General features: G+C 67.4%; 13 protein-coding genes. 6 read left to right on the top strand and 7 right to left on the bottom strand.

Annotated features, from left to right (window positions below):
- Positions 1-762: 762 nt before the first annotated feature.
- From ABFX50_RS27850 to rpmH, 7 genes are all read right to left on the bottom strand, one after another.
- Positions 763-1719 (bottom strand): ParA family protein, encoded by a 957-nt coding sequence (locus tag ABFX50_RS27850; protein WP_376773298.1) that lies wholly within the window; start codon positions 1717-1719, stop codon positions 763-765.
- Between the two features lie 146 nt (positions 1720-1865).
- Positions 1866-2537: a 16S rRNA (guanine(527)-N(7))-methyltransferase RsmG gene (rsmG, locus tag ABFX50_RS27845; protein WP_183653163.1), complete on the bottom strand. Its 672-nt coding sequence runs from the start codon at positions 2535-2537 to the stop codon at positions 1866-1868.
- Positions 2538-2710: 173 nt separating this feature from the next.
- Positions 2711-3199: a R3H domain-containing nucleic acid-binding protein gene (locus ABFX50_RS27840; protein ID WP_183660311.1), complete on the bottom strand. Its 489-nt coding sequence runs from the start codon at positions 3197-3199 to the stop codon at positions 2711-2713.
- A 44-nt stretch (positions 3200-3243) separates the two neighbouring features.
- The gene (gene yidC, locus ABFX50_RS27835; protein ID WP_346150283.1) at positions 3244-4197 is read right to left on the bottom strand and encodes a membrane protein insertase YidC; all 954 of its coding nucleotides are present in this window, start codon (positions 4195-4197) and stop codon (positions 3244-3246) included.
- Between the two features lie 4 nt (positions 4198-4201).
- Positions 4202-4468: a membrane protein insertion efficiency factor YidD gene (yidD, locus tag ABFX50_RS27830; protein WP_183653157.1), complete on the bottom strand. Its 267-nt coding sequence runs from the start codon at positions 4466-4468 to the stop codon at positions 4202-4204.
- Entirely contained in the window at positions 4465-4809 is a 345-nt protein-coding gene (gene rnpA, locus ABFX50_RS27825) for a ribonuclease P protein component (protein ID WP_183653154.1), read from the bottom strand. Before rnpA ends, yidD begins: the two co-directional genes overlap by 4 nt.
- Before the next feature lie 70 nt (positions 4810-4879).
- A complete protein-coding gene (gene rpmH / locus ABFX50_RS27820; RefSeq protein ID WP_043614899.1) occupies positions 4880-5017 on the bottom strand; it encodes a 50S ribosomal protein L34 in 138 nt (45 codons plus the stop codon).
- Between the two features lie 435 nt (positions 5018-5452).
- Here rpmH and dnaA point away from each other — a divergent pair, with 435 nt between their 5' ends.
- The 6 genes from dnaA (at position 5453) to gyrB (ending at position 13664) form a co-directional block, all read left to right on the top strand.
- Positions 5453-6970, top strand: a complete 1518-nt coding sequence (gene dnaA / locus ABFX50_RS27815) for a chromosomal replication initiator protein DnaA (protein ID WP_346150280.1) — start codon at positions 5453-5455, stop codon at positions 6968-6970.
- A 524-nt stretch (positions 6971-7494) separates the two neighbouring features.
- On the top strand, positions 7495-8634 hold the full coding sequence (gene dnaN, locus ABFX50_RS27810; RefSeq protein ID WP_346150278.1) for a DNA polymerase III subunit beta: 1140 nt from the start codon (positions 7495-7497) through the stop codon (positions 8632-8634).
- 45 nt (positions 8635-8679) lie between these two features.
- Positions 8680-9621, top strand: coding sequence for a phosphogluconate dehydrogenase (NAD(+)-dependent, decarboxylating) (gene gnd, locus ABFX50_RS27805; protein ID WP_183653148.1), 942 nt, complete (start codon positions 8680-8682; stop codon positions 9619-9621).
- A gap of 80 nt (positions 9622-9701) precedes the next feature.
- The gene (recF, locus tag ABFX50_RS27800; RefSeq protein ID WP_183653145.1) at positions 9702-10934 is read left to right on the top strand and encodes a DNA replication/repair protein RecF; all 1233 of its coding nucleotides are present in this window, start codon (positions 9702-9704) and stop codon (positions 10932-10934) included.
- Complete coding sequence (locus ABFX50_RS27795; protein ID WP_346150276.1) at positions 10924-11415, top strand: DciA family protein; 492 nt, start codon at positions 10924-10926, stop codon at positions 11413-11415. The genes recF and ABFX50_RS27795 overlap by 11 nt, the downstream gene beginning before the upstream one ends.
- 305 nt (positions 11416-11720) lie before the next feature.
- Entirely contained in the window at positions 11721-13664 is a 1944-nt protein-coding gene (gene gyrB / locus ABFX50_RS27790) for a DNA topoisomerase (ATP-hydrolyzing) subunit B (protein ID WP_183653143.1), read from the top strand.
- The last annotated feature ends 4 nt before the right edge of the window (positions 13665-13668 follow it).

The following is a 13668-nucleotide window of genomic DNA, read 5'->3' as shown; positions in this document are numbered from 1 at the left end:
GCTGACAGAGACAGGGGCGGAAGGCGGCTCAGGCCGGGCTCGGAGGGGCGAGACAAGGAGACGCCAGGGCGAGTGCGCCGCCCGGACGACGCGAGGGCGAGACCCAGGCGAGCGAGATGAGGAGGCGGCTCAGGCGAGTGCCGCCCGGGCCGGCGTGGTGCGGCTTAGGCGGACGCCGCTGAGGCGCGGGCAGCTCAGGCGCGGGGCGGCTCAAGCAGGGTGGCCGGACGCGGGGCAGCTCAAGCGGGAGGTGGCTCAAGCGGGAGAGGTGGCCAGACGTGGAGTAGCTCAAGCGGGAGGTGGCTCAGGCGCGGGATGACTCAGGCGCGGGGGCAGCCCAGGCGAACGTGCGTTGACAGGCAAGGCAGCGGCTTGGGCAGGCGGGCGCCCCTCAGTCGCGGCAGCTCAAGCGAGAGGTGGCTCAGGCGAAAGGTGGCTCGAGCGGGTGATGGCTCGGGCGAGTGCGCGCGGGCCGGCCAGGGTGCGGCTTAGGCGAGGCGGGCTGGCGAGGGGTGACTCAGGCCGGAGGTAGCTCAGGCACAGGGGCTCAAGCGGGCACCGGTCAGGTGCGGGGCGTCTCGGGCGGGTAGTGGCGGCTCGGTCAGGTGCGGGGCGTCTCGGGCGGGTGGTGGCGGCTGAGGATGAGCAGAGGCCGGGAGTGGGGGCGGCTGAGGATGAGCGCCGAGGCTTGGGTGGGTGACGGGTGAGGGGGGCGGGAAGGGGAGAGTCTTGATTGTGAAGACTCCCCCGCTCTCAAGCCGCTCAGACCGTCACCGCCCGGTAGGCGATCTCCCTGGCCGCATCCATGTAAGCCATCGCCCCACTGGACCCCGGGTCATACGTCATGACCGACTGCCCATAGCTGGGCGCCTCCGACAGCCGCACGCTCCTCGGGATGACCGTGTTCAGCACCGTGTCCCCGAAGTGCGCCCGCACCTCGTCCGCCACCTGCGACGCCAACCTCGTCCGCCCGTCGTACATCGTCAGCACGATCGTCGACAGGTTCAACGTCGGGTTCAGGTGTGCCTTGATCAGATCGACGTTGCGCAGCAGCTGCCCCAACCCCTCCAGCGCGTAGTACTCACACTGGATCGGAATCAGCACCTCGTCAGCCGCGACCAGAGCGTTGACGGTCAGCAACCCCAGCGACGGCGGGCAGTCGATGATGATGTAGTCGAGCTCGGCCTCGTACGCCGACAGCGCGCGCCGAAGCCGCGCCTCGCGGGCCACCAGCGAGACCAGCTCGATCTCCGCGCCGGCCAGGTCGATGGTCGCGGGAGCGCAGAAGAGGCCCGGCATGTCCGGGACCGCCTTGACGATGTCGGCCATGGGAAGGTCGTCGACGAGCACCTGGTACACGTCGGGGACATCGCCACGGTGCTCCGTGGCCAGGGCCGTCGAGGCGTTTCCCTGGGGGTCCAGGTCGACGACGAGCACGCGCTCGCCGTTCATCGACAGGGCGGCCGCGAGGTTCACAGAGGTGGTCGTCTTGCCGACGCCGCCCTTCTGGTTGGCGACGGCGATGACGCGGCACTTGGAGGGACGCGGCCAGGAGCCGTCGGCCGGCGCGGCGGTACCTGACGAGGGGGCTTCCGACGGGGAGATGTCCTGCGTGGGGGCGTCCGCCGTCTGGGTCGCAGATGTTTCACGTGAAACCACGGAGCTGAGTGCCTCTCGTACCAGCGGCGAATCGCCGGGGTTAAGGGGGGTCTGGGTCACGATGGCCATCCTTTCAACCAGCGGCCGGGTGCTGCCCGCAATGCTGTGCCGCGACACGTCCATTTCCGGCCAGCCGAGACCTGACGGGCTCTCGGGGCGGGCTTTACCCGGCCACCCGAGTCCGCTTGACGTGTCCGGCACAACTGTCACCTCTTTCGCCGGCGCCGTCCTGACGCCGGCGCGCGACCCGCGACTACTCGGACCAAAGTTGCAGGCGGCTCGACCTTACCGTGCCCGACCGAGATCAGCTCGGCCGTCCGCACCCCGCTGGCCCGCAATTGCGCGTCGGCGTCGGCGAGTTCCTCCGCGGCCCGCTCCCCCTTCATGGCGATGAGCTCGCCGCCTTCGCGCAGGAGCGGAAGGGACCACTTCAGGAGACGGTCGAGCGGAGCGACGGCTCGGGCACTGGCGACGTCGAACTCGCGCTTGCCCGCCAACTCCTCGGCCCTGCCGCGCAGTACCTCGACGTTGTCGAGCTTGAGCGCGGCGACGCACTCCTCGAGAAACACGGTACGGCGAAGCAGCGGCTCCAGCAGCGTGACCGTGAGGTCCTGCCGTACGATCGCCAGGACCAGCCCGGGCAGACCCGCACCGGAGCCGATGTCGACCAGGCGGACGCTTTCGGGAATGGCCTCGGCGACCACGGCGCAGTTGAGCAGGTGGCGGTCCCAGATCCTGGGCACCTCACGCGGACCGAGCAACCCGCGGACCACCCCGGGACCGGCCAGCAACCGTGCGAACTCCTGCGCCCTGTCCCACGCGTCGCCGGTGAACACCTCGCGCGCTATCTGCGGTGGAGCCGTCAGCTCGTCGCTCACTGATCCGGTGGCCTTTCCTGAATGTGCGGGTCGGGGGTGGGTGCCTACAGGAACGAAGACTAGCCGTCCGGGCATCCACGCCGACCGAGGAGCGGATGGATGCCAGCAGAAAGGCCGCCAGCCCCGAAGGGGCCGACGGCCTGGCGCGTGCCTGCCGTACCCGATGGACGGGATCAGACGGGCAGGACGACCACGAAACGGTGGGGCTCCTCGCCCTCCGACTCGCTGCGCAGCCCCGCGGCGGCGACAGCGTCGTGCACGATCTTGCGCTCGAACGGAGTCATCGGGTGCAGCGACTTGGGCTCGCCGTTGCGCCTGACGGTCTCGGCGACCTCGGTGCCCAGCTTGCTCAGCTCGGCCCTGCGCTTCTCGCGGTAGCCGGCGACGTCGAGCATGAGCCTGGAGCGCTCCCCCGTCTGCCTGTGGACGGCGAGCCGGGTCAGCTCCTGGAGCGCCTCGAGGATCTCGCCACTCTGGCCGACCAGGTCGGTGCCCTTGACGCCGACGACGGAGACCAGCGCGCGGTCCCCTTCGACATCCATGTCGATGTCGCCGTCGATGTCGGCGATGTCGAGCAGACCCTCCACGTAGTCCGCCGCGATCTCACCTTCTTGCTCAAGCGCCGCAAGATCCGGAGCCTTCTCCTGCTCGGCCTCGGTCACGTCGGGCCTCTCTTTCGTGCTGTGGATCGACGTCGTGATGTGGGTCAAGACTTCTTGCTGCCCGTGCGCTTGCTGCGAGGCTGCTTGCTGGGCTGCTGACGGATGATCTTCGGCTCCGGCTTCTCCGGCGGCGCCTCCTCGACGGCCGGCGCGCTCTTCCTCACCTTGGACAGCAGGCCACTCTTGGGCGCGACGGGGATGACGTTGCCCTTGGCGTCGAACTCGGGCGCGGGGTTGCGGGAGTAGAACCAGTGCTGCTGGCCGAGCGTCCACACGTTGGTGGTGACCCAGTAGAAGATCAGACCCAGCGGGAAGTTGAGGCTGAAGAAGGCGAACAGCGGGGAGATGTACATCAGGATCTTCTGCTGCGACGCCATGGGGTTGTCGGGCATCTGCTGCATGGAGCGGGTGACGCTCTGCCTGACGGTGAGGAACGTCGTCAGCGAGCTGATCGCCACGAAGATGCCCAGTACGATCTTGGTCTGGACGACACTGGCGCCGAAGGCCTGGATCTGCTCACTGCCCATGAAGAAGTTGGCGGGCAGCGGCGCGCCGAAGATGTGGGCGGCTCGCGCGCTGTCGACGAACTGCTGCGTCATCCCGAACTTGAGTTCGCCGTGCGCCATCGCGTTCAGCACGGTGAACATCGAGATGAAGATGGGGAACTGCGCGAGGACCGGCAGGCAGCCGCCCAGGGGGTTGGCGCCCTGGCCACGATAGAGGTTCATGACCTCTTCGTTCATGCGCTGCTTGTCTTTCGCGTAGCGCTTGCGGATCTCCTGCACCTTCGGCGCGAGTTCCTGCATCTTCTTCGACGAGCTCATCTGCTTGAGGAAGAGCGGGAAGATCAGCAGCCGCATGGCGACGGTGATCGTGATGAGGGTCAGCGCCCACGTGAGCCCGCTATCGGGGTCGAGGAAGGTGCTGTAGCCCTGGTGAATCCAGGTGAGGACTTGGGCGATGGCCGTGTAGAGCCAGTTAAGCCAGGACAGCTCCACCGAGCTAGCTCCCTTGCGTTTCGTGGGACCGAACCGGGCGTGGGGGCACCGGGTCAAAACCTCCGGGATGGAATGGGTGGCAACGCCCGATACGCCGGACAGTCAGCCATATGCCGCGCAAAGCACCATGTACGGCAATCGCCTCAAGCCCATAAGCACTGCATGAGGGGTAAAAACGGCAGCGTGGACCCAACATCGGGCTGATGAACGCCCGATAGAACCTGATCGGGGCCATGAGCGCCCGAGCAGTCAGGCCGGTCTGCTCCGTCATCGTTGTTCTCGCCTTGACAAACGATCCAGCGCGGCATCGAGTTCAGCGGCAAGGCGCTCGTGTCGCGCGGACGCGGCAGGTGGATTAGCGCGTACCACAAGCAGGCTACCTCGCGGCAGCCTTGCTAGACGGTCCCGCATCAGGTGTCGAAGCCGGCGCTTGACCTTGTTGCGCACGACTGCGCCGCCCACGGCCTTGCTCACCACGAAACCGACCAGTGGCGGTCCGTCCCCCGCGACTTTCAAATGCAGGACGAGGGTGGGGCGACCGGCGCGCGCTCCGCGCTTGACCGCGACGGAGAAATCCTCACCCCGCCGCATGCGGGACTCTTGTGACAACACGTCAGATCAGACGCCTATCGCCCGCCGACGAGAAGCGCCGGCGGGCGATCAAGCTGGGACAGGGCGACCGTCAGGCCGACAGCTTCTCGCGGCCCTTGCGGCGACGAGCGGCGAGGATCGCGCGGCCGGCCCGGGTGCGCATACGCAGCCGGAAGCCGTGGGTCTTCGCGCGGCGACGGTTGTTCGGCTGGAAAGTACGCTTGCTCACGAGTGGGCTCCAGGCTTGAAAGTGCACCCCCGCCTTCGAGCGGGAGCGCGTGACACACATGGCTGGCCTGCCGAAGTCGAGAGGGCATGCAAAAGAGCCGTCACGCGACAAGCCGACCGTCGTACGTTACGGGCCAGGCATGCTCCAGGTCAAACCGGCGGAGTTTTCCACGTTTCCACAGGCAACTTTTCCACCGGGGTTCGCGCGTCCACAGTCTGTGCACTCAGGTGCCACTAGTCTGTGGACAACGACTTGAACACAGGTGTGCACAACTCCCCGACCCCAGCCGTAACGGAGGGATCACTCTGTGCACAACTTGTGGATCTCCTGTGGAACACCTGGGGAGATCGCACATCGGACCGCCTGTGGATATTCGAGCAGTCAGCGATCATGGCTGCTGCTCTGTGTGGATAACAATGGAGGGGAAGCCACACCATGAACGGGGACGACCTCGGCACGGTATGGGCGCGCGCGCTGGCCAACTTCCTCAACGACAACCTGCCGATCCAGCAGCGCACCTGGCTGGCGATGGTCAGGCCGATCGCCATGGCGGGCGACACGATCGTGCTCGGTGTCCCCAACGAGTTCCTCAAGGACCTCATCGAGGGCAAGCTGCGCTCCCATGTGGGCCACGCGCTCTCCCAGGAGCTCGGAAGGCCCGTACGGCTGGCCGTGATGATCGACACCACCACGCCGGACCAGCCCATGGTGGAGTCTCATCCCCAGCCTGTGAATCCGGGTTTTCCCCAGGCGCCTGAGCCTGTGCAGAGTTATGCACAGCCCAGCTACCAGGCCCCGGAGGCCGCCCCCTTCTACGCTCCGCCGCCCGAGCCGCCTCAGGTATCCACCGAATATCCACAGGCGCAGCCCGAGCCTCCACAGAACCGCTGGGAAGCCAAGAGCACCAAGCCGAGCGAGCCTGCGAGGCTGAACCAGAAATACACATTCGAGACATTCGTCATCGGAGCCAGCAACCGCTTCGCCCACGCGGCGGCCGTCGCGGTGGCCGAGGCGCCGGCCAAGGCGTACAACCCGCTGTTCATCTACGGCGACTCGGGCCTGGGGAAAACGCACCTGCTGCACGCGATCGGGCATTACGCCCAGTCGCTCTACGACGGCGCGAGGGTGAGGTACGTGAGCTCGGAGGAGTTCACCAACGACTTCATCAACAGCATCCGCGACCACAAGGCCGACGGTTTCCGCAGCCGCTATCGCGCGATCGACATCCTTCTTGTGGACGACATCCAGTTCCTTGAGGGCAAGGAGCAGACGCAGGAGGAGTTCTTCCACACCTTCAACACCCTCCACAACGCCAACAAGCAGATCGTCATCTCCAGCGACCGGGCGCCCAAGCAGCTGATCACCCTGGAGGACCGGCTGCGCAACCGGTTCGAGTGGGGGCTGATCACCGACGTCCAGCCGCCCGAGCTTGAGACCCGCATCGCGATCCTCAGGAAGAAGGCGATCCAGGAGGGCCTGGCCGCGCCGCCCGAGGTGCTGGAGTACATCGCCAGCCGGATCTCGACGAACATCCGCGAGCTCGAGGGCGCGCTGATCAGGGTCACCGCCTTCGCCAGCCTCAACAGGCAGGGTGTGGATCTGCAGTTGGCCGAGGTGGTGCTGAAGGACCTCATCACCACCGACGCCAGCTCCGAGATCACGATCGCCACGATCATGGCCAAGACCGCCGAGTACTTCGGCATCTCCATCGACGACCTGTGCGGCAGCTCGCGCAGCAGGGCACTGGTCAACGCCCGCCAGATCGCGATGTACCTGGCCAGAGAGCTGACCGACCTCTCACTTCCCAAGATCGGGCAGCAGTTCGGCGGACGTGACCACACCACCGTGATGCACGCCGAGCGCAAGATTCGCTCGCTCATCGCCGAACGCCGCTCCATGTACAACCAGGTCAACGAGCTGACGATGCGCATCAAGCAGACATCGAAGGCCTGACTGTACACAGCCTGTGGATAACTCTGTGGACCAGCTCAGACGGCCTCTTCCGGCCCCGACGAAGATCAAAAAGCGCCGACGACGCCCACAGAGCCTGGGGATAAGGGTGGGGACATCTTGAGGACAACCTGGGGACAACTCGTGGACAACTTGTGGATGCCCTGTGAACAGCTGAAACGGGAGCCCCAGGTGACCCTCTTTTCCCCGTGGATAACCTGTTGAAACCCAGTGGATAACCGGTGGACGAAGACCCCCCGATCTGGGGACGGCCTGTGGGTGACGCGGCGTCATCCCCAGGCGGCGAAGTTCTCCCCAGGCTTCGCCCACACCGGCAGTGGATGAATTCGTCCGGGCTGAGCTGCGGAAACGTCGGCTGTCCACAACATCCACAGCCCCTATGAAGATGACTTCCTCTATCTCTAACTAAGAAACTCAAAGACCCATAGAGGGGTTCTCCCGGAGCTCAGGTGCGGGAGAGTGAACACTGAACAAGCAGCGACGACCAAAGCAGGAGGCTGATCCCCGTGATGTTCCGGATCGAGCGCGACGTGCTCGCTGAGGCGGTCGCATGGACGGCTCGCAGCCTCCCTGCGCGCCCGTCCGTGCCCGTCCTGGCCGGCATGCGCATGGAAGTCACCGACGCGGGCCAGTTGAAGCTCTCGGGCTTCGACTACGAGGTCTCCGCCGAGGTGACCCTCGAACCACAGACCGGTGAGCCGGGTGTGGTGCTGGTCTCGGGCAAGCTGCTCGCCGAGATCACGCGCGCGCTTCCCGCACAGCCTGTGGATTTCGTGGTGGACGGCGCCAAGGCGGTCGTCACCTGCGGCAGTGCGCGGTTCACACTGCTGACCATGCCTGTGGAGGACTACCCGTCGCTCCCGGCGATGCCGCCCGCCGCGGGCAAGGTGGGCAGCGACGTGTTCGCCTCGGCCGTCGGCCAGGTCGCCGTCGCCGCGGGCAGGGACGACACGCTGCCGATGCTCACCGGTGTGCGCATGGAGATCGAGGGCGACACCGTCACGCTCGCGGCCACCGACAGGTACCGCCTGGCCGTACGGGAGCTGAAGTGGCAGCCCGGCCAGCCTGACATCTCGGCGATCGCGATGATCCCCGGCAAGACGCTCGCCGACACCGCCAAGGCGCTCGGATCCACAGGCGCCGAGGTCGAGATCGCGCTCAGCTCGGCCGGCGGCACGGGCGAGGGCATGATCGGCTTCTCCAGCGCCGGGCGCCGCACCACCACGCGCCTGCTCGACCCCGAGTTCCCCAAGTACCGCTCGCTGCTGCCGACGGAGTTCTCGGCCAAGGCCGACCTGTCCACAGGCCCGTTCGTCGAGGCCGTGAAGCGTGTGGCGCTGGTCGCCGAGCGCAACACCCCCGTACGGCTGGCCTTCCGCGGCGGCGAGGTCGTCCTCGAGGCGGGCAGCGGCGACGAGGCGCAGGCTGTCGAGGTGCTGCCTGTGGATTACGAGGGCGAGGAGATGAACATCGCCTTCAACCACCAGTTCCTTCTCGAGGGTCTGGGCGCGATCGACTCCGATGTCGCCAGGCTGCAGATGACCACCTCGACGAAGCCCGCTATCCTCACTGGCGGCAAGCCTGTGGACGACGGTGGGGCTCCCGACTACCGTTACCTGATCATGCCCATCCGCTTGTCCAGCTGACACAGCCATCGGCGATGATGGAAGCCTGACAAGGGGGTTATCAACATGCAGATCGGCATGGTCGGGCTCGGCAAGATGGGCGGCAACATGGCCGAGCGGTTGCGCCGCGGCGGTCACGAGGTGGTCGGATACGACCGCGACCCGGCGGTCAGCGACGTCTCCAGCCTCAGAGAGCTCGTCGACCGGCTCCAGGCACCGCGCGCGGTGTGGGTCATGGTTCCCGCCGGCGAGCCCACCCAGCTGACGGTCAACGAGCTCGGCGAGCTCCTCGACGAGGGCGACCTCGTGATCGACGGCGGCAATTCACACTATGTGGACGACCAGCGTCACGCCGAGGAGCTCAAGGCGCACGGCATCGGCTTCGTCGACTGTGGCGTCAGCGGCGGCGTCTGGGGCCTGCAGAACGGCTACGCGCTCATGTGCGGCGGCGACAAGGCCAGCGTCGAGCGGCTGATGCCGGTGTTCGAGACGCTCAAGCCCGAGGGCGAGGACGGCTTCGTCCACGCGGGCGACGTCGGCGCCGGCCACTTCGCGAAGATGGTCCACAACGGCATCGAGTACGGCATGATGCAGGCCTACGCCGAGGGCTGGGAGCTGCTCGAGGCCTCCGACATCGTCAAGGACGTGCGCGGCTCGTTCTCGAGCTGGCGCACCGGCACGGTGATCAGGTCATGGCTGCTCGACCTGCTGGTCAGGGCGCTCGACGACGACGAGCACCTCGACGAGCTCAAGGGTTATGCACAGGACTCGGGCGAGGGCAGGTGGACCGTGCAGGCGGCTGTGGACCACGCGGTCCCGTTGCCGGTGATCACCGCCGCGCTCTACGCCAGGTTCGCCTCGCGCCAGGACGACTCGCCCGCGATGAAGATGGTCGCGGCGCTGCGCAACCAGTTCGGCGGCCACGCGGTCACCTCCGCGGCGGGCTCCACCGAGAAGGGCGCGGACTCCCCAGGGGCCGACGTGACCCCGCCGCGCGAGGCGCAGTGATCCCGCGGGCCATACTCGTTTTCCACAGGGGTGCCCGGCGTTGACCCCAGTGGTCGGTGTGGCCCACTAACCTTCGTGGGGTGCATGTCGCCCATCTATCGCTGACCGACTTCAGGTCCTACGCCGCCGTGGAGCTAGGCCTCGAGCCTGGCGTCACGGCGTTCGTCGGGCCCAACGGCCAGGGCAAGACCAACCTGGTCGAGGCCATGGGGTACGTGGCGACGCACTCCAGCCACAGGGTCGCGAACGACGCCCCTCTCGTACGGCAGGGCGCCGCCCGCGCGATCGTGCGCTGCGCCGTCCACAGGGACGACAGGCGCGCGCTGATCGAGTTGGAGATCAACCCGGGCAGGGCCAACAGGGCGCGGCTCAACCGCTCCCCCGTCTCCCGTCCGCGCGACGTGATCGGCCTGCTGCGCACGGTCCTGTTCGCGCCCGAGGACCTCGCGCTGGTGAAGGGCGACCCCGCCGAGCGCCGCCGCTTCCTCGACGACCTCCTGGTGGCCCGTGCGCCGCGTTTCGCGGCCGTCAGGGCCGACTACGACCGCGTGCTGAAGCAGCGGGGCGCGCTGCTGCGTACGGCCGCCCAGGCGCGTCGTGGGCGCGGCGGATCACGCAGGGCCGAGAGCGAGTCCGCCTTCGCCGCGGCGGGCGCGGGAGACGTGCTGAGCACGCTGGAGGTGTGGGACGCCCACCTCGCCAGGCACGGCGCGGAACTCCTCAGAGCCAGGCTCGATCTGATCGAGTCGCTGCGCCCGCTGGTCGCCTCGGCCTATGCTTCGCTGGCGCCCACGAGCGCCCCCGCCGAGCTGTCATATCGCAGCACGTTGTCCACAGGTGGGGACGACGCGGAGGACGAACAGGCCGGTGGGAGCGGATCTTCTGATGCACAGACGTTATCCACAGACCTGGGGATAACCCTTGAGTCGAGGTTGAGGGAGCGGCTGCTCGAGGTCCGCCAGGCGGAGCTGGAGCGGGGCGTCACGCTGGTCGGTCCACACCGCGACGACCTGATCCTGGGCCTCGGCGATCTGCCCGCGCGGGGCTACGCCAGCCATGGCGAGTCGTGGTCGTTCGCGCTGTCACTGAAGCTGGCCGCCTACGATCTGCTGCGCGCCGACGGCGGCGATCCCGTGCTCATCCTCGACGACGTCTTCGCCGAACTCGACAGCCAGCGCAGGCGCCGCCTGGCCGAGATCGTCGCTCCCGCGGAGCAGGTGCTGATCACCGCCGCGGTCGCCGACGACGTGCCCACGGAGCTGATCGGCTCCCGTTTCGATGTCGCAGGGGGGAGTGTGACCCGTGTCCGCTGAGGAGAACCCGACCGCCCGGGGGGCGGCGCTGGCCAGGGAGAAGCTCGCCCAGGCCAAGGCCGACGCCGCCAAGCGCGGGCAACTCCCCCGCCGCGAGCCACGCAGGAAGGCCCAGAGGGACGCCGGCGACCCCCAGCTGTTCGGCAGGGCGATCATGGATCTGCTCGCCGCCCGCGGCTGGGAGCGCTCGGCCGCGGTCGGCGGTGTCTTCGGCAGGTGGCCCGAGATCGTGGGCCCTGACCTGGCCGCCCACACCAAACCTGAGGCCTTCGAGGACGGCGAGGTGGTCATCGCGGCCGACTCCACGGCGTGGGCGACCCAGGTGCGGCTGCTGGCCCGCACGCTCATCCGCAGGCTCAACGAGGAGCTGGGCGAGGGCACGGTCAAAAAGGTCAAGGTCAGAGGACCACAAAACGCCCCTCGACCGGTGGGCGGCCTGCGCGTCACGGGCAGCCGCGGACCGGGCGACACCTACGGGTAAATCCCACACCGGGCGATCAGATTGCCCCTGAGCCGCTGAGCACCTCTCCCAGAGGGGGGATGCTCTACAGGGGGGAAAACGAGCTACAGGGCATCACAGGCGCGTTCAATGCCACTAACAGCCCTCAGAGCCGGTAGAATGAAAGCGGATTCCGGACACGTCCGCTTGCGTGTCACCCGCGGCATGCGAGCCGACTCCCCTGGGTGACCGCGCATCGGGGCACTCACGACGGTGACGGGCACGGCAGGGGCAACTGGCAGGTGTCGCCTCCCCCGCCGCGTGTCCGCGGCAGGAGGATTTCGCAGTTGTCCTACGACGCTAGCTCAATCACCGTACTCGAAGGGCTTGAAGCGGTCCGCAAGCGCCCGGGTATGTATATCGGATCGACCGGCGAGCGCGGTCTCCACCACCTTGTCTACGAGATTGTGGACAACTCCGTCGACGAGGCCCTCGCCGGCCACGCCGACCGCATCGACGTCACCCTGCTCGCCGACAACGGCGTGCGGGTCGTCGACAACGGTCGCGGTATCCCCACGGGCATCCACCCTGTGGAAAAGGTCTCCGCGGTCGAGCTCGTGCTGACGACGCTGCACGCGGGAGGCAAGTTCGACGGCAAGTCGTACGCGGTCTCCGGCGGTCTGCACGGCGTCGGCTCGGCCGTCGTCAACGCGCTGTCCACAGCCATGGACGTCGTGGTCAAGCAGAACGGCCACGTCTGGCGCCAGCGCTTCGAGATGTCCAAGCCCGTCGCTCCCCTGTCGCAGGACGAGGCCACCGAGGAGTCGGGCACCTCGATCACCTTCTGGGCCGACCCCGGCATCTTCGAGACCACGACGTGGAACTTCGAGACGCTCTCGCGCCGCTTCCAGGAGATGGCCTTCCTCAACAAGGGCCTGACGATCACTCTGACCGACGAGCGGCCCGACCACATCGACGGCGAGGTCCACAAGGTCGAGTACTTCTACGAGGGCGGCCTGTCCGACTTCGTCGCGCACCTCAACTCCAAGAAGGAGCCCGCGCACGCGTCGGTCATCGACTTCGAGGCGCACGGCGAGGGCATCTCAGTCGAGATCGCCATGCAGTGGAACAACTCCTACTCCGAGTCGGTCTACACCTTCGCCAACACCATCAACACCGCCGAGGGCGGCACCCACGAGGAGGGCTTCCGCGCGGCGCTGACCTCCATCGTCAACCGCTACGCGCGCGAGCAGAAGTTCCTCAAGGAGGGCAAGGACGACAACCTCTCCGGTGAGGACGTCCGTGAGGGCCTGACCGCGATCGTCTCGGTGAAGCTGGCCGACCCGCAGTTCGAGGGCCAGACCAAGACCAAGCTCGGCAACACCGAGGCCAAGTCGTTCGTCCAGAAGGCCTGCAACGACCACGTGCGCGACTGGTTCGAGCGCAACCCCGGCGAGGCCAAGGACATCATCAACAAGTCGCTGCAGGCCGCTCGGGCCCGCATAGCGGCTCGCCAGGCCCGCGACCTGACCAGGCGCAAGTCCCTGCTCGAGTCGGGCAGCGGCCTGCCGGGCAAGCTGGCCGACTGCCAGTGGAACGAGCCCGACAAGTGCGAGCTGTTCATCGTCGAGGGCGACTCGGCGGGCGGCTCGGCCAAGGGCGGTCGCGACTCCCGCTTCCAGGCGATCCTGCCCATCCGCGGCAAGATCCTCAACGTCGAGAAGGCCAGGATCGACAAGGTCCTGAAGAACAACGAGGTGCAGGCGCTGATCACCGCGCTCGGCACCGGCGTGCACGACGAGTTCGACATCGCCAAGCTGCGCTACCACAAGGTGATCCTGATGGCCGACGCCGACGTCGACGGCCAGCACATCAACACCCTGCTGCTGACGCTGCTGTTCCGCTTCATGCGGCCGCTGATCGAGGCGGGCCACGTCTACCTCTCCTGCCCGCCGCTCTACAAGATCAAGTGGGACCGTAAGGGCGACGACGCCTCCTACGCCTACTCCGACCCCGAGCGTGACGCGGTCATCGCCCAGGGCATCGCGGCCGGCAAGCCCGACCCCCGCCCGCGCGACAACGTCCAGCGCTTCAAGGGTCTGGGCGAGATGAACGCCGGTCAGCTGTGGGAGACCACGATGAACCCGGAGACGAGGCTCCTTCGCCAGGTCACGCTCGACGACGCGGCCCAGGCCGACGACCTGTTCAGCGTGCTCATGGGCGAGGACGTGGAAGCCAGGCGCGACTTCATCATCCGTAACGCGCGCGACGTCCGCTTCCTCGACGTCTAGCGGT

Source organism: Nonomuraea recticatena (assembly GCF_039533245.1).
In the GTDB taxonomy this organism is placed as follows: Bacteria; Actinomycetota; Actinomycetes; order Streptosporangiales; family Streptosporangiaceae; genus Nonomuraea; species Nonomuraea roseola.
This window is presented reverse-complemented; position numbering and strand designations above follow the sequence as displayed.

What these genes read in the sequence shown, in the direction of transcription:
- yidD (WP_183653157.1), bottom strand. Translation starts at nt 4,468, where the DNA reads ATGACGGAGCAGACCGGCCTGACTGCTCGGGCGCTCATGGCCCCGATC.
- dnaA (WP_346150280.1), top strand. Translation starts at nt 5,453, where the DNA reads ATGAACGGGGACGACCTCGGCACGGTATGGGCGCGCGCGCTGGCCAAC.
- gnd (WP_183653148.1), top strand. Translation starts at nt 8,680, where the DNA reads ATGCAGATCGGCATGGTCGGGCTCGGCAAGATGGGCGGCAACATGGCC.